General features: G+C 48.6%; 24 protein-coding genes. 9 read left to right on the plus strand and 15 right to left on the minus strand.

Features of this window, described 5'->3' with window-relative positions:
- Positions 1 to 8: 8 nt before the first annotated feature.
- From tal to A8707_RS18750, 7 genes are all read right to left on the minus strand, one after another.
- Positions 9 to 1160, minus strand: a complete 1152-nt coding sequence (gene tal, locus A8707_RS18720) for a transaldolase (RefSeq protein WP_068818724.1) — start codon at positions 1158 to 1160, stop codon at positions 9 to 11.
- A 309-nt stretch (positions 1161 to 1469) separates the two neighbouring features.
- Complete coding sequence (locus A8707_RS18725; protein ID WP_068818725.1) at positions 1470 to 2135, minus strand: HAD-IA family hydrolase; 666 nt, start codon at positions 2133 to 2135, stop codon at positions 1470 to 1472.
- A 276-nt stretch (positions 2136 to 2411) separates the two neighbouring features.
- The gene (locus A8707_RS18730) at positions 2412 to 2861 is read right to left on the minus strand and encodes a CAAD domain-containing protein (protein WP_068818726.1); all 450 of its coding nucleotides are present in this window, start codon (positions 2859 to 2861) and stop codon (positions 2412 to 2414) included.
- 386 nt (positions 2862 to 3247) lie between these two features.
- Positions 3248 to 3880, minus strand: coding sequence for a YqiA/YcfP family alpha/beta fold hydrolase (locus A8707_RS18735; protein ID WP_068818727.1), 633 nt, complete (start codon positions 3878 to 3880; stop codon positions 3248 to 3250).
- 143 nt (positions 3881 to 4023) lie between these two features.
- On the minus strand, positions 4024 to 4632 hold the full coding sequence (locus A8707_RS28370) for a Spy/CpxP family protein refolding chaperone (protein ID WP_068818728.1): 609 nt from the start codon (positions 4630 to 4632) through the stop codon (positions 4024 to 4026).
- Positions 4625 to 4960 (minus strand): hypothetical protein, encoded by a 336-nt coding sequence (locus A8707_RS18745; protein ID WP_068818729.1) that lies wholly within the window; start codon positions 4958 to 4960, stop codon positions 4625 to 4627. The genes A8707_RS28370 and A8707_RS18745 overlap by 8 nt, the downstream gene beginning before the upstream one ends.
- Positions 4957 to 5553: a sigma-70 family RNA polymerase sigma factor gene (locus tag A8707_RS18750; protein ID WP_331711729.1), complete on the minus strand. Its 597-nt coding sequence runs from the start codon at positions 5551 to 5553 to the stop codon at positions 4957 to 4959. Before A8707_RS18750 ends, A8707_RS18745 begins: the two co-directional genes overlap by 4 nt.
- Positions 5554 to 5862: 309 nt before the next feature.
- On the opposite strand from A8707_RS18750, the gene A8707_RS18755 reads away from it, so the two are divergent.
- The 4 genes from A8707_RS18755 to A8707_RS18770 all read left to right on the plus strand — a co-directional run bounded on the left by A8707_RS18755 (position 5863) and on the right by A8707_RS18770 (position 9829).
- On the plus strand, positions 5863 to 6774 hold the full coding sequence (locus A8707_RS18755; protein WP_068818730.1) for an SDR family NAD(P)-dependent oxidoreductase: 912 nt from the start codon (positions 5863 to 5865) through the stop codon (positions 6772 to 6774).
- A gap of 54 nt (positions 6775 to 6828) precedes the next feature.
- Positions 6829 to 8058, plus strand: coding sequence for a succinate--CoA ligase subunit beta (locus A8707_RS18760; protein WP_068818731.1), 1230 nt, complete (start codon positions 6829 to 6831; stop codon positions 8056 to 8058).
- 373 nt (positions 8059 to 8431) lie between these two features.
- Positions 8432 to 9343, plus strand: coding sequence for a succinate--CoA ligase subunit alpha (locus tag A8707_RS18765; RefSeq protein WP_068818732.1), 912 nt, complete (start codon positions 8432 to 8434; stop codon positions 9341 to 9343).
- 231 nt (positions 9344 to 9574) lie between these two features.
- Positions 9575 to 9829: a DUF2584 family protein gene (locus tag A8707_RS18770; protein WP_082906429.1), complete on the plus strand. Its 255-nt coding sequence runs from the start codon at positions 9575 to 9577 to the stop codon at positions 9827 to 9829.
- A 9-nt stretch (positions 9830 to 9838) separates the two neighbouring features.
- Here the strand turns inward: A8707_RS18770 and A8707_RS28380 are convergent, their stop codons facing one another.
- Positions 9839 to 10015: a hypothetical protein gene (locus A8707_RS28380; RefSeq protein WP_156518717.1), complete on the minus strand. Its 177-nt coding sequence runs from the start codon at positions 10013 to 10015 to the stop codon at positions 9839 to 9841.
- Positions 10016 to 10257: 242 nt separating this feature from the next.
- The gene (locus tag A8707_RS18775; protein ID WP_068818734.1) at positions 10258 to 10905 is read right to left on the minus strand and encodes an acetoacetate decarboxylase family protein; all 648 of its coding nucleotides are present in this window, start codon (positions 10903 to 10905) and stop codon (positions 10258 to 10260) included.
- Positions 10906 to 11353: 448 nt separating this feature from the next.
- Here A8707_RS18775 and A8707_RS18780 point away from each other — a divergent pair, with 448 nt between their 5' ends.
- From A8707_RS18780 to A8707_RS18795, 4 genes are all read left to right on the plus strand, one after another.
- Complete coding sequence (locus A8707_RS18780; protein ID WP_068818735.1) at positions 11354 to 13624, plus strand: RelA/SpoT family protein; 2271 nt, start codon at positions 11354 to 11356, stop codon at positions 13622 to 13624.
- 508 nt (positions 13625 to 14132) lie between these two features.
- Positions 14133 to 15440, plus strand: coding sequence for a hypothetical protein (locus A8707_RS18785; protein ID WP_068818736.1), 1308 nt, complete (start codon positions 14133 to 14135; stop codon positions 15438 to 15440).
- A gap of 259 nt (positions 15441 to 15699) precedes the next feature.
- Positions 15700 to 15906: a 30S ribosomal protein S21 gene (gene rpsU / locus A8707_RS18790; protein ID WP_462686398.1), complete on the plus strand. Its 207-nt coding sequence runs from the start codon at positions 15700 to 15702 to the stop codon at positions 15904 to 15906.
- A 71-nt stretch (positions 15907 to 15977) separates the two neighbouring features.
- Positions 15978 to 17477: a GTP-binding protein gene (locus tag A8707_RS18795; RefSeq protein WP_068818737.1), complete on the plus strand. Its 1500-nt coding sequence runs from the start codon at positions 15978 to 15980 to the stop codon at positions 17475 to 17477.
- A 357-nt stretch (positions 17478 to 17834) separates the two neighbouring features.
- Here the strand turns inward: A8707_RS18795 and A8707_RS18800 are convergent, their stop codons facing one another.
- Positions 17835 to 19511: a mechanosensitive ion channel gene (locus A8707_RS18800; protein ID WP_068818738.1), complete on the minus strand. Its 1677-nt coding sequence runs from the start codon at positions 19509 to 19511 to the stop codon at positions 17835 to 17837.
- A gap of 452 nt (positions 19512 to 19963) precedes the next feature.
- Here A8707_RS18800 and A8707_RS18805 point away from each other — a divergent pair, with 452 nt between their 5' ends.
- Entirely contained in the window at positions 19964 to 20419 is a 456-nt protein-coding gene (locus tag A8707_RS18805; RefSeq protein ID WP_068818739.1) for an SRPBCC family protein, read from the plus strand.
- Between the two features lie 2 nt (positions 20420 to 20421).
- Here the strand turns inward: A8707_RS18805 and A8707_RS18810 are convergent, their stop codons facing one another.
- From A8707_RS18810 to A8707_RS18835, 5 genes are all read right to left on the minus strand, one after another.
- Positions 20422 to 21246: a SirB1 family protein gene (locus A8707_RS18810; protein ID WP_068818740.1), complete on the minus strand. Its 825-nt coding sequence runs from the start codon at positions 21244 to 21246 to the stop codon at positions 20422 to 20424.
- Positions 21247 to 21273: 27 nt separating this feature from the next.
- Positions 21274 to 22815: an NAD(P)/FAD-dependent oxidoreductase gene (locus tag A8707_RS18815; protein ID WP_068818741.1), complete on the minus strand. Its 1542-nt coding sequence runs from the start codon at positions 22813 to 22815 to the stop codon at positions 21274 to 21276.
- A gap of 39 nt (positions 22816 to 22854) precedes the next feature.
- Positions 22855 to 23991 (minus strand): beta-ketoacyl-ACP synthase, encoded by a 1137-nt coding sequence (locus A8707_RS18820; RefSeq protein ID WP_068818742.1) that lies wholly within the window; start codon positions 23989 to 23991, stop codon positions 22855 to 22857.
- A 58-nt stretch (positions 23992 to 24049) separates the two neighbouring features.
- Positions 24050 to 24787: a peptidylprolyl isomerase gene (locus A8707_RS18825; RefSeq protein WP_068818743.1), complete on the minus strand. Its 738-nt coding sequence runs from the start codon at positions 24785 to 24787 to the stop codon at positions 24050 to 24052.
- Between the two features lie 407 nt (positions 24788 to 25194).
- Complete coding sequence (locus tag A8707_RS18835) at positions 25195 to 25761, minus strand: photosystem I assembly protein Ycf4 (protein WP_068818745.1); 567 nt, start codon at positions 25759 to 25761, stop codon at positions 25195 to 25197.
- Positions 25762 to 26310: the final 549 nt, after the last annotated feature.

Consider the following 26310-nt stretch of genomic DNA (forward strand, 5'->3'; position numbering starts at 1 on the left):
TAATATTTTTATTTGACGGTTGCGAGACGATCGATCTTTTCTTGTAGTGAACTCATCAGAGACTCAAACGGCTTGATAAATTTGTCGATGCCGTCCGTAAGAAGCTCTTGCATGACTTCGGCGAGGTTGATATTCACATCGGGATCTTTAAGACTGTTGATCAGGTTGTATGCCTCTTCAACATCCGTCTCGATGCGGCTATCGACGTTGCAGTGGTCTTCGCAAGCCTTGATCGTAGCAGGTGGCAGCGTGTTGACTGTATCAGCACCGACCAATTCATCAACATACATGACATCGCTGTAGTCGGGGTTTTTGGTGCCTGTGCTCGCCCATAAAAGCCGCTGCACGTTCGCCCCTTTTTCTTTGAGCGCTAACCAGCGATCGTGCCCAATCACTTTTTTATATTCTTGGTAAGCAACTTTGGCACTGGCGATCGCGACTTTGCCTTTAATCGCTCTCAGCTTTGCCTCTTGAGCGAGTTGGTCTGTCCCTTTGGCAAGGATTGCGTCGATGCGATCGTCGATGTTGCTATCAATCCGGCTTAAGAAGAAGCTTGCGACGGAGGCAATTTTGCTAATGTCTTCACCCTTGGCGACTCGCGCTTCTAAACCCCGAACATACGCCCAAGCCGTGTTGATATAGCTTTGCACTGAGAATAGCAGCGTCACGTTAACGTTAATTCCGTCTGCAATCACTTGCTCAACAGCGGGCAATCCTTCTGGCGTTCCCGGAATCTTGATCATCACGTTGGGGCGACCAATCTCTTTGTAATAGCGACGCGCTTCTGCGATCGTAGATTCAGTATTCTCAGAGATTGTCGGCGGCACTTCGATGCTGATGTAGCCATCGAGTCCACCAGACTCTTCGTAGACGGGCAAAAAGATGTCGCACGCATCGCGAATGTCTTTAAATACCAGAGATTCGTAAATATCCATCAGTGGTTTTCCAGCTCTGATCCCCGCTTCAATGTCTTCGTCGTAAATTTTGTTGCCGACGATCGCTTTTTCAAAGATTGCTGGATTTGACGTAATGCCTCGCAAACCATCGGTGTCGATCATCCGCTTGAGTTCGCCTGACTGAATCAAATCACGGTTCAAATTGTCCATCCAGATGCTTTGACCGTAGTCTTTGATTTCTAACAGATGGTTGGTTGCTGTCATTGTGAATTTGCTCCTATGAGGTAATTTAGGTTGATTTGAAACTCAGTTCAAACGCCAAACGTTTTGACCACTTGGGCATCAGAAGAAAAGCGGTGTAGCTGCTCTAAACGGTGACAGGAGGGAGTTTTGCAGTCGCGATTGTGCCCTCGATCGCGCTCAAGCAGTTGACAATCTTTGACCGTTCTTCATCCTCCCTGGTTTTGGTCACTCAGCATTGTCTGTAGAGTACGAATGCCTAAGTGTCCTTACTTCTATCTTAGGAAGGCATTTTAAGAACGGGGTCTCCTTTAATGGGAACTATAGAAACGCTCAAGAATTATGTATCACAGGAAACACTTTGGGTTCTGTATCTCGATGAACGATCGCTGCAAATTCTTTGGGATGCTGAATCAAAAAGTCTGGCTCGTGGGTCGCCAAAACCTGCCTTGAGTTAAAGCCCCAACTCACGGCGATCGAGCGCGCTCGGCTTTTTTTTGCGGCTTCGATATCTCTCGTTTCGTCGCCGACATAAAAAACGGTTTGGGGATCAAGGCGATTTTGTCGGATCAGGCGCTTAATAACTCGACTTTTGCCAAAAATCTTGGGACTCGACGCAACCCAGTCAAAAATAGACTCTAAGCCCTGAGCGTTGAGAAAAACTCGCACATTCTCCTCGGAGTTAGATGAGACGATGCCCAACCGATCGCCCTGTTGCTTTAGCGTGAGCAGCGCCTCTCTCATGCCAGGAATGAGTTGCAAACTCTCAATTTCGCGGTTTAACTCTGCCCGAAAGCGACGCACTAAAAACGGCAGCGCGAAGATCGAGACTTCTGATTGCTTGACGATTTCTCTAGAGCTAAGGTTTTGCAACCGCCTGATCTCGTCTAAATCTAGCCGTTTGTAGCCAAAATCTTCTGCCAACCGATTAATGATTGTGACGGCTACATCGATGCTGTCAGCGATCGTGCCATCAAAGTCAAACAAAATTACGCTCACAGACTCCTGCCAAAATCAAACAACTCAAACTCCCTGTTTAGAGTACAACAACTGCCCAAAAGTAACTCCCTTGGGCAGCGTGTTTAAGACAAAAATAAACGGTCTCTATTTAACGCACTGTGCGGCTTTCCTGAGATTCCTGCAAAGACTGCCCTCACCCTAGCTCTCTCCTGCAGGAGAGGGAACCAGAAATGTCCGAAAACCCTTCTCCGCAAGGAGAAGGGTTACGAGGGCTTGCCCCACTTCGTGAGGAGGGCAAATTAGTTGCACATCGCGTTACCTACCAACAACCTGAGACTTGAGCTTGTCAAACTCTTGACCCAACTCTTGACGGTTAGACGCTTTGAGCAAATAGCGATAGACAAACCAAACCGTGTAGACCAGCCCAACTAGCTCAAACGTTGGCTCTAGCAGAGGAACATCGTTGATTGCGCCTAACAGAGCCAACGTGAGTTTAACCGACACGATCGAGCCAAAAATTAAGCCCAAGGTCACGAGCGGCTTGCGATATTCAGCAAAGAATCGCCCCAAATATTCGGGAAGTAATGCCAGAAAACTATAGGCTTTTTCACCCACTTCTCGCCACTGCTCGTTGCCTTCGCCAGCCGAGAGGGGAGCCAACGTGCGCGCTTGATCGAGTTTGAGGCTGGAGCTACTTGGCTCGATCACTACGTTAGGAGCGTCACTGGTGGAATATTCCACTTGTCTCAATTCAGGTTCTACCATAATAAATTCCTTGAGAACGACAATTGGGTCAGAAGGGCTGGAAGGGAAACCAGCGATCGGACAATAACAGAATCTAGGAGCGAACTTCGCTATCTTCCAAACATACTAGACTCAAACCCTAAACTTATCTCTTGCAAGATAGAGAATTACTACAACTGATCGCTCTCAATAAATCACGCTTTTTGGAGAGGGCTGTCTAGCACGATCGTTAAATATCAGCGAGTATTTCTTTAGACGCAAGTTTCGTTAGAGTGATCAGCGCTCCTGATTCTTGATTTAAGTTTAAGAGCGAGCTGAAGTAACACCCTTAAACTACAAAGATTTGTATTCATACTACCGATCTGAACCCATTAGGAATCGTTTGGCTCCGATCGTTCCCAACGCTTTTATAACTTCAAAAATTGAGTTATCGACTCCCAAATTAAGTCGTTCACATCTACTAAAGAATGATCACTACTAAGCTCGACCAACTCTATCCAGGGACGTAGTGTTGTATAGTCTCGGCTGGCTTGAATGGGGATCACATCGTCATCAATGCCATGCAAGATTAAAGTGGGAACGGGTCTTTGCAATCGTGTTTGATCATAGTGAACACAGTCCGCTACGAATTGATAACTTAAGGGCAATAATCGTTCTGCCGCATAGTGATAAACCAGGAGAGGCTGCCCAGACTGCCATCGCTGTAACTGTTTTTCTCCCAGTTTGGGCAGCCAGTGAACGAGAAGCCCAAACGCAGGAGCAAGCAAGACTAACCGCTCAACTTGAGGACGTTGCTCTGCGATCCAAGCGGCGGTCAATCCTCCTAGACTGGAGCCGATAATCGTAACAGGCTGATCGGCTGGCATTTCAGCACACACCTGCTGGATCTGACGAGTCAGGGTCAGATGAGTAAAGTCATTTTGGTTAAGATCAGGAATGTGGAGCGTGAGATCTAGGGCGGTGAAGCGATCGTGCAAGTCTTGTGCTTTACGCGATCGTGGACCCGATGCAAACCCATGCAGATAGATGTAAACGGTCATTCACATCTGTATAACTCAGGCTTTGTATGATGACACAAACGTATTTTTAGAGGAAATTTACATGGGCAACGCAGCCTATACGGTCTTTTTTATTTTTGGTGGCATCTGGGTTGTGATGGGCACTGCGGCTCTGATCTTTCTACTTAAGTCAGAGGGTCAGTCTCTTCGTCTTGACGGACGGGCGCTTTTGGTGGCGCTTCCGATCGTGATCCCCATGATTGCGGCACTGACGATCGCGGCTCTCTACCATTAGGGGTTCTGCGGCGCTGCATTCGATCGACAAGCTTGCGCCGCTGGTCAGCGTTCAACACCTGTCGCGTCTCTAAAAGACTATCAAACTGCGTATCTGCCAACTGTTCACGCAATGTTTTGACTTGACGATATTTCTCACGAATTTGGGCGACGGGGGCATCACTGATCATCAGCGACTGTAGTTCCTGCTGTGCCTGCTGAATCGCTTGATGCTGACGGTCAATCTGCCCTTTAGACTGACGACGAATTGCCTGAATTTTCTGCATCTGATCAGCGGTGAGGTTGAGATCTCTCAGCCATCCCATACCTCGCCGTAGAGGTGTAGGCGATTGAGCTGCGGGATCGATCGCACCTAAAGACGGTTCGATTTTGGCATCTGCCTGATAATTACTTTTGAGCGCGATCGCCCCCCCTCCCAGAGCCACTAGCAGAGCCGCGATCGCCGCTACCCGACGAATCATCGGAGACTTGAAAAGAGAGCGAGAAGGGTGATCATTCATCGTTTATTGAGATCAACTCGGTGTCTGAACGGTTAGAAACGGTGTTATTCCAGTTAGTCTCGATGAATGCCTCTAGCGTTGCAACGTCTCCCGCGCTCGGTTGAGGCGGCACCAAAGCACGATAGCTAAGAACGGCGGTGATTAAGCTGGCAGCGATCGCAGGCGCAGCAATCCAACGATTCCATCGACGCGGGCTAGACTGCACCTTGGGAGTCGCGATCGCCCTCATAACTGCGTTCTCTAATCCCACAGCAGGAGGAGGTGACGGCGATCGATGCTCGCGCAAAAACTCAACTAAATCCTGATCATCGTCAGAAAACGGACTCATAATTGGACTCCCTCTTGATAGAGAAATTGTCTCATTGCGGCACGGGCATGAAACAAACGAGATTTCACCGTGCCCACCGGAATCTCTAAAATTTCGGCAATTTCCTTCTGCGGGACGCTTTCTAGATCGTGTAAAACCAGAATGCTGCGGTGGTCAAAGCTGAGGTTCTTTAGCCCTCGCTGCACTAAATCTTGATAGTGTAAGTGCATGAGATCGGGCGCGTCTTGGTGAGTCGGAGATTGATGAGTCAACGCTTCGAGACGCGATCGCCCCTTAGCCGCGATTTGTCGCTGATCAGAGGCGACGTTCCAGGCAATGCGGTAGAGCCAAGTCGAAAATTGGGCAGATTGCCGAAATTTGGGTAACCCTTTCCACGCTCGCAGAAAAACTTCCTGCACCAAATCATCCAACGTTGTTGGATCGCAAAGCTGGTAGAGAATCGCTCTAACTCGGCTCTGATGCCGTTGATAAAGGCAGCGAAAGCTTTGAGAATCACCCTTCACACAGCGACGCACCAGGTCTTGATCCGACTCCTCAAACTGGCTGCTAGTAGACGAGTCTTTCGCTATCACATCGATCGTTGCTGCTAACACCTGTGGATCGTTCCTCCACTGGATTGGTAAGTTATATACTAGACCTCCTGCATGAATCAGCCCTCACCCTAAATCCCTCTCCCAAACTTGAGAGAGGGACTTTGAAACTGGCTCCCCTTCTCCCAAACTTGGGAGAAGGGCTGGGGGATGAGGGCGTTCTAGCATTCGCGCCAGAGATCTACTCTTTAGACTGAGTGACGATCGAAAGGGTTCACTCTCAAGAGTCAATAACAAATGACGAAAGAGTAGGGATACGCCTCCCTAATATTGATGATAATTATTTGATTGATCTCGATCGACCTTGGAGCTATGTCGCAAACCTATCCCTTATCTAAGCAAGTTATTTTAATTACAGGTGCCTCTGCTGGAATCGGGGCGGGTCTGGCAAAATTCTTAGCCGATCGCTACCTTGGCATTCGCCTAATTTTGGCGGCTCGAAATGTCGAGAAACTTGCTCACGTTGCCGATCTGTGCAGCAAAGCCGGGGCAGAAGTGCTAACCGTGCCGACCGATATGGCGCAAGTCGAACAGGTGCAGTCGCTTGCCAAGAAAGCCCTCGATCGCTTCGGTCGCGTTGATATTTTGGTCAACAACGCAGGCTATGGGCAAATGGGTCCGATCGAGCTAATTCCCCCAGATGCCGTTCAGCGACAGTTGCAGGTGAATGTATTAGGCGCGATCGCCTTAATTCAGGCACTGATCCCTATCATGCGAGATCAAGGGGGCGGCAGAATTATTAACGTCAGTTCCCTTGCTGGCAAAATTGCCTTCCCGCTTGGGGGGTTATATAGTGCCTCTAAGTTTGCATTGGAGGCAGTGAGCGATTCTCTAAGACAAGAGCTAATGCCGTTTAACATTCGGGTGAGCGTAATTGAGCCAGGTCCGGTCAGCACCGAGTTTTTTGACGTGGTAGACAAAGAAGTCGATCGCACCATTCACGATCCTGAACACTCTCCTTATCGGGTTGCCTTTAAAAAGTTAGAAGGTCTAGAAAAGCAAACCAGCAGCCGAGCCTGGACTTCTGAACAGGTGGCAGTCGTGATTCTCAAAGCCATGACCGCCCGAAACCCTCGCCCTCGCTATGTTGCGGCAACCAGTGGTGATTTTCTACTGTTCATGATGACCAAAGTTTTGCCCACCCGTCTGGTAGATCAGTTTTGGCAGCGATTTTATGGCATCGATCTTGTCGCAAAAGACTGGCAGACAAGGAAGGATAAGTAGAGCCATCAATTTCAATCTTGTTTTTCATTCATTCTTCAACTAAGACTCACCACAATGGACTTACTCGAATATCAGGCAAAAGAGCTTTTCCGTGAAATGGGCATTCCTGTTTTGCCATCGCAGCGCATCGATCGTCCCAGAGATCTCAAGGGCTTAGAGTTACCTTATCCGATCGTGCTCAAGTCTCAGGTCTACATGGGCGGACGAGGACGCGTGGGCGGAGTTCGGTTTGCTGAAAATACGATCGATGCGGTGGCGGCGGCTCAAACCATCTTCAATTTGCCGATTATGGGCGAATATCCAAAAGTGCTGCTGGCAGAAGCAAAATATGACGTGCAGCAAGAACTCTATTTGGCAGTTGCGCTCAATCGATCGATTCGCAGACCTGTGCTGTTGGGTTCTTTAAAAGGTGGCATCGATGTGCGAGCGGCGATCGACGAAATGAAATACGTGGTTGTCGATCAAGAGTTCTCGCCATTCTTTGCCCGTCGCTTGATGCTGAAAATGGGATTGCAGGGAGCACTGATCAACTCAGTCAGCGCGATCGTCGAAAAAATGTATCGGCTGTTTCTCGACAATGATCTTGATCTGGTGGAGATCAACCCTCTCGGAGTCAGCCCGACGGGGGAAGTGATGGCACTTGATGGCAAAGTAACTGTCAACGACGATGCCCTGGCTCGTCATCCTGCCCTCGCCGCACTCAACCCAAAAGCACCCGCCGATCCACTTCATGCTCTAGATAAGTTGACTCCACAAACTGCCCGTTCACCAGAAGTAGTTTCTACTTTAAACTCCGATGGGCAAATTGGGATTCTGTGCAACGGTGCAGGGCTGACGATGGCAACGATGGATCTCGTCTGCCAATCAGGAGGCAAGCCCGCCAACTTCTTGGACATTGGCAGCGAAACTCACTATAGTTGTATGCCTGACATTCTGGGTGAACGGCTAGAAAATGGGCTAGAAGCGATCGCGCAAAACAAGCAGGTGAGGGTGGTATTGATCAATTTGGTGAGTGGAACGGTGTCATGTGAGCAGATTGCGGATGCGATCGTGCGCTTTCTGCAACACCAAAGTCGTAAGGTGCGAAGCATTAGCGAAGCTAGAGAGGACGGTCTGGTCAGTCGAGTGGCTCGCAATCCTCAACTGGTCGTTAGACTGGTTGGCTCTCATCTAGCAGAGGCAAAAGAACGATTATCGACGACTCAAGCCTTGATAATTGATGACTTAGAGATCGCGGTTTCTCAAGCGGTGAGCTTCACAAAGCAGACCAAAAAACCGACTTAACCAACTATTAACTGTTTCTTAATTTATAGACTGTCCCGTATTTTTACGGACCTTCTCATCTAGTTTTGAGTGGTGGTTAAGAGATTGGGCGGAATCTCCCATTTTGTAGTTGACTCAGCAGAACTATAATTTTGTATCCTCCATGCTACCAATCACTACCTCCTTTTCTGCCGCTTTAGCAAACAAGACCGTTTTGCTCCTCCAATCCTTAGAAACTCCGGCACTTCAACCCTACGCCCTGAAATTCTCCTGTCTTGCACCTCTATGGCTGAACGTTTATAGTCAGTCCTTGCAGGTTGCTTTTTTTGTCCCCAAACATTTTGACTTATTGGTCGATCGTCGATCTCTTTGAGCAGCTACCTCTTAAACCTCTATGATTTTTACTCCCACTAGCAAAGTGATCGTGCAAGGTATTATGGAGCCGCTGGGGGTGACGTGTGCGCCGCTCATGAAGGAGTATGGAACGCAGGTGGTCGCTGGCATCAGTCCTGGTTTTGGGGGGCAAACACTGAAGGGAATTCCCGTTTTTGATATGTTAGAGCAGGCGCTTCCGCTCATCGGATCTGTGGATGCAGCGGTCATTTGCACCCCGCCTTATGCTGCCCTAGATGCGGCATTAGAAGCGATCGCCGCAGGCATTCGGCAGGTGATTTTGATCAGTCAGGGCATTCCGCCTTTAGATATGGTGCACCTGATCCGCAAAGCCGAAGCGACCGAGACACTGCTAGTCGGACCTAACAGTCCTGGAATTATTGTGCCAGGGCAAATTTTGTTGGGCATTCATCCTCCCAACCTCTATACTCCTGGGTCAGTGGGGTTGATTAGTCGCAGCGGCACGTTGACTTATGAAGTCGCTTGGACACTTACTCAGGCAGGATTAGGACAATCGATCGGGGTGAGCGTGGGTGGCGACATGATCGTTGGCTCCTCATTTCCTCAGTGGTTACAGATTCTTGACGAAGACGACCGAACTGAGGTAATCGTCTTGGTCGGTGAGATTGGCGGAGACAGCGAGGAAGCAGCAGCCCACTATATTGAGGAGGCGATCGACAAGCCTGTGGTTGCCTATATTGCAGGGCGAAGTGCTCCGAGAGGCAGGCGAATGGGACACGCAGGAGCCATTATTGATTCACAAATCGCCGATTTCGGTCCTGATGTTGGCAGTGCCGACAGCAAAGTCAATGCGTTTAAGCGCGCCAAAATTCCGGTTGCCGATCGTCCGTCTGAGATCCCTACACTGGTAAATGAGCTAATCAAAACATCCGCCCAGCGATCAGCCGGGTGAAGACAGAGAGGCGTTGCTGAATTGATGCATGAATTTCCAGATTGACCCTCACCCTAGCCCTCTCCCTGAAGGAAAGGGGACAAGATCTTTAGCTCCCTTCTTCTTGAGGAGAAGTGGACAAAACTCTTACCTCAATTCGTGAGGAGGGCAGTTCATACTTGCATTCAGCAACGCCGACAGAGGTTACTATTCGCAAAATTCGCAGTTGCAAATCTACGGTGATCTATGGGAATGCCTTGTCAAGTGAATAGCATTGTGAAGCTGAATGGTGTTGAGTTTCCATCACCGTTGAAACTCAATGCAGTTCACAAAGCGCAAAAGTCAGGGTACCGCATTTTTCCGATCGACGTTCCGCTTCAGCTTGTGGATGATGCTTGGCGCGCCCATGCAAATGTGGTGATCATCCAGTTAACTTGGGCAAATCAACAGACGGTTCTAGAGTTTCGCATCGAACGCATCTACGAGCATTTCTTTGCACTGAAATAACCGAGCTGCTTACAGCACCGTGTGATCTGCCGTAACGATGATTCCCGATCGCCAGTGGACTCCGGTTAAAGACCTCTTGCGACGGGCATTCACCGCAACGACCGATCGCGCCGATCGCTCTACGGTGTCTGCTAATTGATTAGAAAAGTCCAGCAACACACTGGGACTATAAGAAGGAGTTATCATGCTTACCCCAAGACTCATCCGCTTTAGAATGCCGCAGTCTCAAAGTAATCAGCATCAGAAGAATGGGCAGATCACCCCCTGGAAAAATGGCTAGGAGAGCCTACGATCGCTTGAGAAAATGCCGTTTAATTGAGTCTTAACCGATCGAGCTTCGACTTCGCTTAGCCCTCGTCACAGATTTAGTAGGTTAAGCGAAACCTGCGGATGACGGTAGCAGAGGATTCTATTGTTACGCAAATCGCTTAGGGAATATCTGAAACTCTTTGAGCAACGACCTTCGGCGCATCAACTCTTAGCTCTAACGAGTCTGCACCAAATGCAGAAATCGGCACCGTATCTATCAATCTTTCAAACGGAGAGGTATTGGGAACCTCTAATTCGGCTCCAATTAAACCAAAGTTAGCCGAAGCCGTCGCATCAAATCGCAGAAAGTCAGAATTTAACAAACTGTAGGCTGGAAAAGTAATCGTCTGCCTCAAAAGGCTCACCCGCCAGCTAGAACTCAACGAACACAGCACCCGATCGTCCTGCTGAACCACGACTCGCTGCGCTCCTACCTGCCAGTCAAACGTAGCGAGTTCCTTGGGCATTCCCCAAATCTCTCGACCGCCCGCCACCGAATCGGGATTGTCTACATAAATATGAGACACCCAAGCCCCGATCGTTTGCTCTCGTCTCACAACGCCAGCCACCACAATTAACTCGTTATATTCCAGACTAGAGCCAGCCCCATATTGCGCGAGATAAACCCCTCCCAGGGTTTTGCCAGGGGCAGCCGATACGATCGCCAACTCTGGCGGAATAAACGGCGATGCGGTCGCGATGTCAATTAAATGCAGCGTTTGAAACGCAAACCCCTTCAGTGTCCAGGGTGCTTGAGGATAGCTCATCTCATCAGTTCCCTAAAAGTTGATGAACTTAAGCTAGACGAGAAGCCCGATCGTGCCCTCATCAGAGGGGCAGAAATTCCAACTTAATCTCCGAGCAATTCAAAAACCAGTCCGTGATTCTCACGTGTCGATATTCGGCTTACCCTCCAGAATTCGTGTTAAGAACCCTGCTCCCATTGATAGAATAAGCATAAATGTATTTCTAACCACCCTAAGGTTGATTAAAAATCTCAGTCTTTAGTATGATATCGGTCAGGTTTCTCTAGGCTGTGATTAGTCTTAGAGACTCGCGATATCACAAATTTTATCAATCCTGTTGTCTAGCAGCCTGTGTCTCTGCTAGACCTGTCGCTTATTCATTTAGCGATTGGTATACGAAAACACATGATTGGATTAAAATCATTCGTTATCTCAGTGCCTGCCCCGCCCACCCTCCGAGCTAGACAGCATGAACGCAGCAGTTTCCATTTCTACTAAGGATATTACGCTTCCTGATTGGCTACGTGAATGCTTGGTCGAGCGATCGCATTCAGAAAATCTCGATGCGGTTAAAGATAATGATCTAGTTTGTCGAGCATTTGAGTTTGCCTATCGACTTCACGAAGGGCAATATCGTGCGTCAGGAGAACCCTATATCGCCCATCCGATAGCGGTTTCGGGGTTGTTGCGCGATTTGGGGGGCAGCAGCACCATGATAGCAGCAGGCTTTTTGCATGACGTAGTTGAAGACACTGATGTCACCGCCGAGGAGATCGGGGCGCGGTTTGGACTTGAGGTGCGCTGTCTGGTTGAAGGAGTCACCAAACTCTCTAAGTTTAACTTTTCGAGCAAAACCGAGCGCCAGGCAGAAAACTTTCGCCGCATGTTTTTGGCAATGGCGCAAGACATTCGCGTGATTGTGGTCAAGCTTGCCGATCGTCTCCATAATATGCGAACGCTAGAGCATCTGCCTGACGAAAAGCGTCGTCGCATCGCCCTTGAAACCAGAGAAATCTTCGCCCCTCTCGCCAACCGTTTAGGCATTGGCAACCTCAAATGGGAGCTAGAAGACCTCGCCTTTAAGTATCTTGAAACCGATGCTTATCAAGAAATTAAGCAACTGGTGGCAGAAAAGCGGGGCGATCGTGAAAGCCAACTTGTCCAAATCGCTCAAACGTTTAGAGAGCGAATGACTCAATTAGGGGTGCATTGCGTTGAGGTGAGCGGTCGCCCCAAGCACTTATATGGCATTTATCAAAAAATGCAGCGACAGCAGAAAGACTATGAGCAAATCTATGATGTCGCGGCGATTCGGATCATTGTCAACACAAATGATGAATGCTATCGCGCCTTAGCCGTCGTTCACGATATGTTTCGTCCTATTCCTGGGCGCTTTAAAGACTACATTGGGCTTCCTAAATCAAATCGCTATCAGTCACTGCACACGATCGTCATTCGCAACACGGGTCGCCCTCTAGAAGTCCAGATTCGGACTCTAGAGATGCACCACGTCGCTGAATATGGAATTGCCGCTCACTGGAAATATAAAGAAGCAGGCAGTTCTAGCACTCAGCAAATGACGACCACCGATGAAAAATTTACCTGGCTGCGGCAGTTACTCGACTGGCAAACCGATCTCAAAGATGCTCAAGAATATTTGGAGAGCATCAAAGACAATCTGTTTGACGGCGATGTCTTTGTCTTTACGCCACGCGGAGAAGTCGTCTCTCTTAGCTCACGATCGACTCCTGTTGATTTTGCTTACCGCATTCACACCGAAGTCGGCAATCACTGTGCAGGTGCCAAAGTCAACGGGCGCATGGTCACGCTCGACACGACGCTGCACCACGGCGACATCGTAGAGATTATTATTCAAAAGAATTCTCACCCCAGCTTAGATTGGCTCAATTTTGTCGTCACCTCTAGCGCCCGCAATCGAATTCGGCAATGGTATAAGCGATCGCACCGAGACGAAAACATCTCGCGCGGACGAGAAATGTTAGAGAAAGAATTGGGCAAAAATGGCTTTGAAGCGCTGCTCAAATCCGCGCCCATGCTAGCTGCTGCCGAACGCTGTAACTATCACAGCGTTGAAGATCTGCTGGCTGCTGTTGGCTATGGAGAAATGACTCTCAACCTGGCTCTCAACCGCATTCGAGAAGCAGTTACCCAGCCGACGCTCGTCAAAATCTCTAACGCTGACAGCATTTCGGCTGATCCCCAACTTTTATTGTCCTCCGCTCCGACGCTGCGATCGTTACCGCCTGCGACTTCTAGTAAGTCACCGATCGCGGGGGTCGAAGGCTTGCTTTATCACCTCGCGGGTTGCTGTACTCCCGTCCCAGGTGAAGCCATTATTGGAGTCGTGACTCGAAGCAATCGCGGCATTTCAATTCACCGTCAAGGCTGTAGCAATTTAGAACCCGTGGATGGTGATCGCTTAGTTCCTGTAAGCTGGAACCCCACCAATCGAAGTGGCGGACGACCCCAAACCTATCCGGTTTGCATTCAGATTGATGTCATCGATCGAGTGGGAGTGCTCAAAGATATTCTGTCTCGCCTCACCGATAACACCATCAACGTCCGCAATGCTCAGGTCAAAACCTTCCCCGATCAAACCGCTGTCATTGATTTAGGAATCGATATCTGTGACCACGCCCAATTAGAGCACACCTTTGCCCAAGTTAGAAAGATGACGGATGTATTAAATCTACGCCGGATCAATCAGGTCGAAGAGTAGCCTTTCCTACGGTTCGGTAGCTACCTTTCAGCACGATCGCTATCCCAGTTTCCACAAATCTCCCGGATTCGGGTGGTGATTGTGGAATATCAGTTGTACATTTTGTATTAAAAACTACGTGTCATCTAATTCAGACTACAATGTGCTGAAAGTAACTTGAGCGACCGTCGTCCTAGTTAAAATCACGATGTGGTGGAAAGACTGAGGGAGATAACTCTGTCGATCACGAAATTTACGGATTCGCTAGAGAAAACGTGAAGCTACGATTAAGCTGAGCGAGGCGACTATATTTAGTTTTGATTAAGTGACTCCAGTTACACCTAGAAGCTCATTTGCTCAGTTAGGATTAACAGCATCCATAGCCTCTATTGACCTGAGACCGTGTATCCACCCAGAATTTATGTGTATGTGCAACTCATCATTTAAACCTTTATCTTTCAATGAACTCCTGAAATCGGTGAGAGCAGCGTCGGCAAATTCCAATATTTACGTATAGGATCTCCACCCGATGAGCACATGGACCACTTATCGCAACCGCGAAATCGTTCAGGAAGAGCAAAGGCTCTATGATCATTTTCTCGATCGAGTGCAATGCGAGTCACCCCAGCAGTTGATTGAGCGCTTTCGATCGCTTTTCATTGAGGGAACTAGCTACGATCCTCAAGTTCTCTCAGATCTCGATAAAATCGTTGCCTCAAAAATTGCAGCTCACGAATTTAAGTTCGTTCTAAATCGCTGCTGCCACATTTTGATTAACCGTTGGCAAGCTCGACCTCACTCACAGACGGCGATCGTTGAGCTAGTTGCGCTGCTGTCATCGTCGCCCACCCGTCCAGTGATAGAATATGCCCGCACTCGCGTCGTCAAGCAACTGCGAGAACTCGTCAAACAATTTCTTGAGACTGAGCAATATCTGACACTGCGCCGATTGTCTCAACTGATGGTTCAAGGAGCCGAAACTCACAGCGCAGAAACGTCTCCGTTAGGAACGCTAATCCGCCGCTATCCCTATCTCTATGAGCACTGTCTGGTGAGTGAAGGCAGCCCCGATGAGCACCAGGAGTCGATTCGACAAATTCAAACTCAGGTGCAGAGACAATATGAAATTGACCTGTCCCAATATGTGACTTATCAAGTCCGGCGATTGTTTGGGGTTCGTGAAGCCGCTACACCTTCAATTATCATTCCCGCTCACGTCCCTGCCCGGCTGATCACACCCGTCAAAAACCCGACGTTGCTTGACGATCGTGATCTGCGACTGGCGTTGCAGCAGTTTGCAGGCAAAATTGAGGGAGCTTATACTCATCGAGATATCGCCCAACGCTTTCTAAACCACACGAGCGACACGAAATCATTTAAGGCATTTAAAGACGATCTTTATCAATATATTACTGCGTCGATCGAGTCTGAATATGGCAAGCGGCAGTTCAACAACCAGCTTTATGCTCAACTAGAAAACACGTTACCTGAAAGCAACTTTCAGCCGCTAAATGATTTTCTGATTGTCAGAACGTGTAGTCAGTTGCTGAACTTCTTAGTAGTCGAAAGCCCACAGCAGCCTCAACATTTTGTCTTTGTAGATCTGCTCTCAAATCTAGGTCCGACGTTGACAACGAGCCTGTTGCTCAAGATTGTGTTGCTGTGCCGCAAAGTCAAGCCCTATTTAGAAAAACGGTTTTCGATCTTATTCAGCCACTATGAGTCTCACGCCCGCAATTGCGTGCACTGGCTGATTGCCGCAATGGAAAACTTGCACATTGCCCTCAGCGCAAACTTTAGCACGCTCAATCTTTGTTTCGTCAATCAGCTCGCTTAGGGCTTGTCGAAGGATAACGGCATAATTTCGGAGGAGTCGCTTCCTTCCACTTCGTTTAGCCAGCATCACAAGGTTTTTGAGCGATCGCAAGTCAAAGATAAGTTCTTTAAATCTGGCTTTGCTTTGCTGGTTTACATCTTAAAAGCTCCGTTTAAGATAGTGCTGTAGACCGTTCAAAAGGTGGCACTCATCGATCGTGCCGTCTAACTTGTCTACAATTTATACTGTTTAACGATGAGTTTGAGAAACACTTTGAACAATGACTCAAGTGCTCTTAAGTGAAAACGAAAGTATTGAATCAGCGCCACGTCGTTTTAAGCGGCAAGTCTCAAAAGCAGGGACTTTAACAGATGCGAGTCTCGCCGCCACTTTGAAACTCCGATCGAGAAACGTAAGCGCAAGCAAATCACTGCTCGGCGGACTCGGCACGATCGCTAAAACGGCTGTTAGGATCAAACGAGGATAGGCTGGCAGTCTAGGTCGCTTAGCTCGTCTGCTGATATCGCTCTTGTCTTAGCTGAACAATCCTCAAAACCGATGTCTAACTCAACCGCAGATTCCGGCGATTTGTCTTCTGCAACACCGCTCCAAACGGCATTTAGTCAAGGTTTAGACGAAGCCATTCTCGGCTTTGATGAGATTCAGGCAGAACTGAACTATAAGCAAGCTCAGACAGCCCTGCGCGATCTCGTCGAAAACCTAGACCTGACTCCTCAAGAGCGATCGGGGCTAGAGCCAGAAATTAACGGGCTAGAAACCATGCTTGATAAGCTGGATCGGCTAGTGGTGCACATCGCAGCGTTTGGCATGGTGGGGCGAGGCAAGTCGTCAATATTAAACTCTCTTTTAGGAGAAAAGGTTTTTGAAACGGGTCCGATTCATGGGGTGACTCAGATTCAGCAGTCAGCAAATTGGAGTTTGACCCGCGAAGCAATCGAGGGCAGCGATCGTTCCATTCTGCGGGTCTCGCTCCCTAGCATCAATGAGTCTCACATCGAACTGATCGACACTCCCGGCATTGATGAAGTCGATGGAGAAGCGCGGGAAGCGCTGGCGCGGCAGGTGGCAAAACACGTAGACCTGCTGCTGTTCATCATTTCTGGCGATATGACAAAGGTTGAGTTTCAGGCGCTTTCAGAACTGCGAGAAGTTGGAAAGCCGATTATTTTGGTGCTGAACAAAATCGATCAATATCCAGATGCCGATCGAGTGAGCATTTACCAAAAAATTCGAGATGAGCGGGTTAAAGAATTGCTCTCGCCTGACGAAATTGTGATGGCAGCAGCGTCTCCCTTGATTGCCAGGGCAGTGAAGCGTCCCGATGGTCGCACGTCAGTGCAGTTAAGCACCGGAGAGCCGCAGGTAGAAGACCTGAAGCTAAAAATCCTAGAGGTCTTGCACCGAGAAGGAAAATCGCTAGTGGCGCTGAACACGATGCTTTACGCCGACGATGTGAATGAGCAATTGGTGCAGCGCAAAATGGCGATTCGAGAACAGACCGCCAATCGGATTATTTGGAACGGGGTGATGACTAAAGCGGTGGCGATCGCGATCAATCCGATCACGGTATTAGATATTCTTAGCAGTGCCGCGATCGATGTGGCGATGATTCTCACTCTGTCAAAACTGTATGGAATTAGCATGACGCAGCAGGGTGCGATCGGGCTGTTGAAAAAGATCGCGATCGCGATGGGCGGCATCACAGCGAGCGAACTGCTGGCAAATCTAGGACTCGGCTCTCTCAAAAGTTTGCTCGGTTTAGCGGCTCCTGCAACAGGCGGAATGTCACTTGTCCCCTACCTTTCGGTTGCGTTGACTCAAGCTGGAGTCGCAGGCATTTCGTCTTACGGGATTGGACAAGTGACCAAAGCCTATCTCGCAAACGGCGCATCTTGGGGACCCGACGGACCTAAAGCTGTCGTCACGCGCATTTTATCGTCTTTAGATGAGGCATCGATTCTTAACCGCATCAAAGACGAACTGCGTGCCAAACTCGATTTCAACAGTCGAAAAGCGGCTGTGAAAAACGAAAGCTAGATTGTGCTACCGCCAACTCAGATAGCAATCCTAATTAACTTGTGAGATGCAGAGAGTCTGCCCTCACCCTAAATCCCTCTCCCCAAGGAGAGGGACTTTGACTCTCTGGCTCCCTTTTCCTTAGGGAGAAGGGCTGGTGAGGGCTTGCCCCACTTCGTGAGGAGGGCAGACCGAGTTTACAACTGATTCAGGATTGCTATGTCAAATTGATCTATTAACACGATCGACCACAGATTCACCCAACACCCGTAGAGGCGTTTCGGTGGAACGTCTCTTTTCCAACGAAGAGCATTCAAGCCACAAAAAAGGTGCGTCACAGTCAGCAACGCACCTTTTTTATTTGAAATCTAGAGAATTCTAACGTTTGAATTCTTGGAGCCATTCGCGCAGTTGTTCAGCCGCAACTTCACGACCGCCCAAACCAAACGACAGCGCGATCGCCACCGCGATCGCGCCCAACAGCAAACCAAACGCCAGGTTGACAATATTCGGAGCGATCCCCATTTGCTGAAGTGCCATCGCTGCCACTAGCGCAATGATCGAAACGCGTGCCGTTTGACCGAGCAGATTTGCCTGACGGCTCCCAGAACTGTTGATCAGACTATAGGCAAGGTTTGCAAGATATAAGCCAACCGCAAAGACCACTAGCCCAACCAAAATCCGACCGAAGACGACGAGCAAGCCTGCTACGATTTGTCTCAGCGCCTCAAATTGCAGCACATCGATCGCGGCAACAGTTGCCACCAGCATGATGCCCACCAACACGACCACGCCGACAATTTCTGACGGAGTGCGAATTGTTGGCTTCGAGATCGTCAGATCGGTCAACGTCGGATCACGTAGCGTCTCACCCGTCTGAAACTCTGAGCTATAGGGCACTTGGGGAGTCGGAGACGGAAGACCTAACCACTGAAAAACGTTGTTAAACCCGATGCCCGACAAGAGATTTGTCACTAAATCAGCAACAAATTTTGCAATCACATACGCGATCGCCAAAATCAGCGCGGCTGTAAAGATTTTGGGTAAGGCACTGAGAATCTGATTGAGCATCGAAGTCGCCGGATTTGAAATGGCAGGAATTGCCAAGGCATCCAGCGCTGCCGTTGCTGTGGGGATCAAGATCAGGACATAGACGACCGTGCCAATCAACCACGAGAGCGACTGTCCGCCCGTCGATCGGCTTAACCCAAATTTGGCTCCAATCTGATCGGCTCCGGTTGCAGACAGCAGATTTGTGACAATGCCCCGCACAATCCGCGCCACAAACCAGCCTACTACGCCGATCAAAACCGCTTTCAAAATGTTGGGGAGAGCACCCAAAATCTGATCCAGCAAGTTTTGCACAGGCTGAAGCGGACCCTGCAAGTCGAGAACGCCCAAGACTAGGGGCAGGAAGAACAGAAAAACAAACCAGTACAGCGCGCTGCCGAGCGTTTCACTCAGTAAAAACGGAGCGGGAGACATCGGATCAGTAGGAGACTGCTCTGCTAGGCGCTCATCAAGTGAAAACGATTGAGCCGTGCGAACCACGATCGCTTTCACCACCGTTGCAATGACCCAAGCGATCGCAATTAAGACTGCCGCAGAACCGAGGCGAGGCAAAAAACCAAAGATTTGGTTAAGGAACGCGTTGAGCGGAGTCGAGACGGTCTGTAGGTTGAGCGCATTTAAGGCTGCTACTACCGCCAGAATCATGATGATCCAAAAGATCACGGCGGCAATCAGGTTCTCGACTTTAAGATCTGATTGAGTGCGTCCACCCGAAATCATCGCTGCTAGACGGTTGTCAACATCCGTACGCTTGAGCAGACTCCGAACCACTTTAGAAACGATCCCCGCGATCAACCAGCCAATCAGTAGAATAGCTAGTGTGCCCAGCAGCCGCGCCACAATATTGGTTAAGTTGTTGGGATCGATCCCTTGAAAAACATTGACCGGGGCTAAGTTAGGAGAATTTTGTGCCAACACGATCGCTATTGGAGTGGATATCTGCGCCCCAATCGGTTCAATAAAGCTTTGCCAAACTTGATTCATGGTTGTCTAATTAACCTCTTTTTTACTCGATCGAAATCGCAAATGCATCTTAGATTGGATGGGGGTCTAGAGCTAGGTCGAAAGGCAGTCAGTTTTTATACAATTCAGCTTACGAGTTCCTATCTAGAGCGCGCGAAAGGGTGTGAGGAGCGCTAAAGTATCGTCGCCTCATCTAGAGTACAGGCATCTCTCTAAAGAGAAAAGACTTCCGAAATACTATTTTGAAGTTTTGATGAGCTACTGTAGAGTTTTGATGAGCTACTGTAGAGGTTCGATGATCTTTAGCCGCGACTGCTGCTTGGAACAGGACTTCTAGCCACTTTTAGAAATCGCTAGAACCCGGATTCGGGTGCAGGGTGACTGATGTCTAGCGTCCAAATCTTCGCTCTATGGGCATATTTCTAACGTAGTTGAAGGGTTCGTCTCTTAAATTTTATTGATCCCCCATTAAGATGCCGCCTCAAATTTTTGAGCAGTCGATTCAAATTAATGCGAGTGCCACGATCGTAGAGCGTTGCTTTACAGATCAAGTGTTGATGCACCGTTGGCTTAATCCTGCCCTGAGATGTGAGCCGATCGGCAAATGGTCTACTGAGCTTGGTAGCCTGAGCCGTTTTGTGATTCAAGTCCCTCTTTTGCAGCCTGCTTTGCGGAGTGTCGTTGCAGAACGTGAACCGGGATTAGTGGTTTGGGAGTTTCAGGGGTTTTTTAAGGGGCGCGATCGCTGGGAGTGTCACCCCGAAGGGAAAGGGACTCGATTGGTGAATCGCTTTGAGTTTGAAATTCCGAATCCGATCGTGCAGTTTGGCTTCAACACGTTTGCCGCTCAGTGGACGCGAACAGACATGATGGCTCAACTCCGACGGCTCAAACGAGTCGCAGAAGCGGTTTATCAGGGGGCGAAGTGAGTTTAGTTAGCTTGCCCGATACGATTTAGTAATTTGCGAATCGTGTCTCGATCGTCTGCCATCGGCAAAGCATCTAAATAAGCTTCTAAATCTTGACGAGCTTCGATCCAGCGATTCATCCGAAAATAGAGAATGCCACGATCGCGTAACTCAAATGCAGCATCGGGAAATAGGAGGAGAATGCGCTCGATCGCCGCTAAAACCTTTTCCATTTCGCCGCGATTGAGATAGGTTGCCTTCAAATTGGTCAACATTCTGGCTAGAAATTGTCGAGAGGTGACGGCGGCTAAAAACTGGGGTTGCATCTCAACAGACTGACCCGACATCTGATTGAGCCGATCCTGACAGTCTTGAGGAAACAAAATCTCGCCTTGACTAAACGCATCCACGAAAATGTCCATGTCTTCCTGAATCGGACGAATCAAAAAATGTCCGGGCATTCCAATGCCGACCATCGGAAAATCTAATCGTTGAGCGATCGCCAAGTACACTAACGACAACGTGATCGGAATTCCAGTGCGGCGATCGATGACATCATTGAGAAAACTATTGCGAGGATCGTAGTAATTTTCTGTGTTGCCAGCAAATCCTAAATTTCCATACAAATAGTGGTTAATTGTTTTGAGAATCTTGAGTGGATAAGACTCGATCGGAAGCTGTTCTCGAACATCATCTGCCATCATATCCAGAGCATTCAAATATTCATCAACGTCCAGATCTAGATACTCTTCTTGAGCAATATAAAGGGCTGCTCTCTCCAGATTGATCTGTTCATCGGGCTGCTGAACTTCTTGATAGAAATGTTGTCTTGCTAATGAAAAATCCATAAGCCATCACTAATCTACAATCAATGTTTACGACTCATAGTCTCCGCCCGATCCGTACTTCCAGGCATCAATCCAGCGATGCCAATAATATTGCTGAATGGGCAATAAATTTTTCACCCAAGGCTCTAAGAGTCGCCCCAACTGATAAAAAACCGAATAGCCAGCTAAATTAACTGCGTGTCTCATCCAATCGAGTAAAGTCAAGATTCCAACTTGAGGAATAATCTTAAAAATGATACCTGGATGGCGAACTCCTGTGTTAATTAAAGTTTGAAACAGAGGCACAAATTGCACCACATCCTGAAGGAAGGGTTTGAGAACTGGGTCGCCTAGCTGCTGCATTTCATCAAAGACGATCGCCAGCAGTTGATTAATTTGATTTGGCTCGATCGTTTGATTGATTCCTGCACTCATCGCCCGTTGAAACAACCAGGTCACGGCTAGATTTGGCTGGTAAGGCTGCAACAGTCCCAGTTCATTTTGATCTAAGCTATCGGTTTCTAATGCTTCGTCAATGCCTGCTGTCAGCCGTTCTAAATGACGCACCATCGCCCCAAAACCGCCAAAGCTCAAAGGAGATTGGCTGCCGCTACTGTCACCAACTGGCAGGATACGATCCCACTTTAATTGCAGCGGACTGTCACGATAGCACGGGAAAAATCCAAATAAAGCTCGTTGAAACTGCAGGTGAGAAAGTTCGACGTTTTGATAGTCGGGAAGCAATCGCAAATACTCTTCAAATAGAGTTTCTAAGGTAAAGCGATCGGGGTGAGCATCCAAATAAGTAAACAGATAGGTTGTCCTGCCGTCTCGTGCCGGAAATGCTTCCCAAAAATATTGACACTGATGCTGCAACGGCGTAAATGAAACAATCAAATCACCAGAATTATTTGCCGGAAACCCTGTTGCACAACTGCCCACAACTAGACAAACTGCATCTGGTTTTTGTCCGTGTCTCGCTTGTCGCACCACAGGCGAAAAGTGACCCATCGCATCCAACATGATTCGCGCTGTAAATCTTCCTTGAAGACACACCCCATTGGGATGAATAGTCACTTCTTCAAATGGTGTTTCTTCAAATAGCTCGCCACCCGTTTTAAGAAACTTCTGCTTTAGTATTTCTAACAAAAAAACGGGGTCAACCCCAATGTTGAGAACATCTTTTGCGAATACATCAGAGCCGCCCAAAAAGCTGACGCGAACCGGATTGAATTCAGTAGAGATTGCCTTTTCTAACTCGTCTTCAGTCAGCAACTTTAACTCAACAAATACCTGCAACTCTTTGCGCGAGATATTCCACTCTTGCTCCCGTCCTTTCAAAGTTTTGCTTTCTAGCAAGGCGATGCGCCATCCCTTCTGAACCAATGCGGTGCCGATCAAAATCCCCAATGTGCCGCCACAAATCACGACATCCCACTCAACGGTTTCTAACCACCCATCACTTTCTCGGACGATCGTAGCAACAGGTAACGTGTCTTCTCGCAGCGATCGCCACAGGTCATCGGTTCGACGCAACCCACCCAGCGCATCGCCCGGAAGTTGAGAAAGGATTTGTTCGGTTAAAGTCATGCCAGTTTTGTGATAATCCTCCTAGCCAGCTTAACCCTGTTAATGCTCTCGCAGACCGAAGCAAACTACGGCGTTCTGTCCTCCAAACCCAAAACTAAAATTGAGAACGTTTTGCACAGACGCAGATCGAGGGCTATCTACAAAATCTAAATCAAAGTCTGATTGGTTTAGCCCGACACAAGGCGGCAAGATTTGATGTCGCAAAGCCATCAAACAAAACGCGGCACCCAACGTTCCTGACGCTCCGATCGTGTGACCTGTCGCCCCCTTCGTTGAACTCACAGGCACACCAGATGGAAATAACTGCTGAATTAAGTGAGCCTCATTGCGATCGTTTAACTGCGTCGAGGTTCCGTGAGCATGAATGTAGTCAATGTCTTGAGGTGAAAGTCCGCTTTGTTTGAGACAGTGCCGGACAGCAGAGATCGCGGCTCGACTCTCTGGCTCCGGTGCGCTGACGTGATAACCATCTGCGGTCAATCCAAATCCTAAAATCTGACCATAGATCTTAGCGCCTCGATGAGTTGCCAGCCTTGCGGATTCCAAGACTAAAATGGCTCCTCCCTCACCGAGCACTAATCCTTCACGATCGCGATCGAATGGATAACAGCCCGTCTTGGCTAACGCGCCCATCCGATCGAATCCAATCAGCGTCAGGGGTGTGATCGCCGCTTCTATGGCTCCCACAATCACCCGTTCGCAGTGCCCCGTTTGAATCAATTCATAGCCTTGGGCGATCGCCCAAATTCCCGTCGCGCACGCTGCCATCGGAGACAAAACCGCAGCCTGTGTTTGAAGAAGGTGAGCTGCCGCGATCGCCGCTCGATTTGGCAGTGTCTCTAACCAGCTTTTTAACGAGGTTAACTCATTCTCACGATACCGTCGAGACAGCTTTTCCCACTCAGCCTGATTGCCTCGACTCGACCCAACCACTACCCCGCAGTCAGGCAAAGGCAGCGAAAGCCCCGCATCTTGAATTGCCTCCAGCACGACTCGCTGAGTCAGTGACACCAGTTCCGCAGGTTGGTCATTGATGAGCGCTAAAGGAGTTGTCTTTAAATCCAAAAAAGGTTGGTAGAGTCGAATGCCCGATCGCTGTTCTACCAACCTATTCCAGCTATCTTCTAAGTTGCCTAGCGCTGAAGCTAGTCCAACGCCCGTTACCACAACCGCCATGTCTGAAACGTTTAATTTCGAGTCTTATTCCCGGTTGAAAACTCAACCTAAAATCTTCCTACCCTTTTTTGAGATTTTCAATTCCTTGAGTGACTTTAGCAGACTCAATCCGATCGCCCTGCTGAATTTTATCGACAACTTCCATCCCTTGAGTCACATAGCCAAATACAGCATAGTCGCCGTCTAAAGATTGCTGGTCAGCCAAAACAATATAAAACTGCGAGGAAGCAGAATCAGGAGACCCCGATCGCGCCATCGCCACTGCACCACGGGTGTGCTTGAGCTTTGGATTTTTCGCCTCTAAAGTTTTGCCATAGACGATCGAATCACTTGCTTTGTCAGGCTTAATTTCTAAAGGAATATTGCGAATCTGATTCGTTGCCGGATCGATGAAACCACCCGTTCCCAACTGCTCTAATGGAAAGTTAGGATTTTTCCCTTGGGGGTCGCCGCCCTGCACGACAAAGGGCTGCGGCTCTCGCACAACCCGATGAAACACCAAGCCGTCATAGACTTTACGATCAACCAGATCCACAAAATTGCCTGACGTAACGGGGGCATCGGTGCCGTTGGCCTCGATCGTAATCGGAGCACCCTTCACCGTCATCACAACCGTCGCTTTGCCCTCTAACCGAGGCAAATTCGCAGCTTGAGAACTCGGAGTCGCAGACGCAGAAGCCGTAGCAGATGGGGAAGCAGTAGGAGCCGACCCTGCCTGCTGAGGATTACACCCCACGATCGCGAACATGGCGACAGCCAATGTCGATAGAAGCCAGTTTCGGATTTTTGTCTGCATTTTTAGTTACCCATTTCAACAAAGCCACCTAATATCTTACGCACCTTCGGCTCAAATGGACGGCTTCGAGATCCGACAAATCGCAGAACCAATTCCTGCACAACTCACTTTTTGGCAGTCCCATAAGTTTGAACGCCTATCTCACTTAAGGAAAGTGACACAAAATGTATTAAATTTCTTGCAAAAGTCTGAAGATTCCCTCATCCCCCAACCCCTTCTCCAAAGCTTGGGAAAAGGGGAGCCAGATTTCAAAGTCCCTTTCCCAATTGTGGGAGAGGGATTTAGGGTGAGGGCAGGGACTTTTGCAAGAGGTCTAATGCTTTCTCAGTGAAAAAGACGCAATTCTAAGTTTCGTCAGTCGAACTTTAGAATCACGTCTTCACAGAACCGTTGAACGCTCAGACTGACTACAGCCCCTCTAGAGGTACACTCAAAAACCTGGCGAGTGATGCTGCCTCATTCTCTAGCTCGGATAGCGATAAGGGCTGACCCACCCGCGTTAGAGGAATATCCCGCATTCCCTTGACTCGCAGATAGAGCGATCGCCGCGGGTTAACTCCTTCTCTCAAAATCGCTTTGACCGCCTGAACATCACTCAATTGACAGTCCAACTCGATCTTGCGATTCTTACCAGGAAATCCCCAGCGAAAAATCTTCATCTGACCCGTCTGCTTATTAAACTCGTTGTATCCGCCGCCTAAATCCCACACAACGCTAAGCCAAAGATAAGTGGCTAACAGCAGCGCTGCAACGCCATAAAACCCCATCACCAACCCTTGAGGGACAAAAATCAGCTTTGTTGGATCGGCAAACGGGAGAAAATTGGTCTTGGTATAGCTAGAAATCGATGCCAGCAAAAACCCTGTCCCCCCGATCGAGACCACACTCGCCCACCAATAATTGCTAAACCGTCTCGATCCTAAAATCTGCTGGCGCAGAATAAGACTATCGATGGAGGCTGTCTGTGCAGTCATGAAATCACCAGACCCTAAGAAATTACAATGTAGGAACTCGATCGACAAACCTAGCAAACTTCAAGCAGCGCGTCTAGAAACCAGAACGTCAGAAATCTTAAATTGTGCCCAATCAACCCTAGACTAATATATTACGTTCCTCGGTTGTCTATTAGCAGGGGTGTTACTAAACGACACTTTGCCCGATCGTGACCTTAAGTGACGCTTTATGACGTTTGGTAAGCAAAACTACTCAGTAGAAAAAAGAAATCTCAGAAACGCATAATTTCCTCATAAACGACGAAATCTATGCTGGGTCCAGAGAATTTGCCAAAAATCTATAAAAAGTTAGCTGAGACGGTACGTTTCGCTTTGTAAAAATTCTAATTTCTCATATTATAAATAGACATATAAACACGTTCACTCTAGAGAACCTGCACTTTTAGTAAATCTGAAGGGTTTAACTTATGACCATTGCAGTTGGACGCGCTCAACCCACGAGAGGCGTATTTGACGCTCTCGATGACTGGTTGAAACGCGATCGCTTCGTCTTTATCGGCTGGTCTGGGC

The organism is Phormidesmis priestleyi BC1401, assembly GCF_001650195.1.
GTDB classification, from domain to species: domain Bacteria; phylum Cyanobacteriota; class Cyanobacteriia; order Leptolyngbyales; family Leptolyngbyaceae; genus Phormidesmis_A; species Phormidesmis_A priestleyi_B.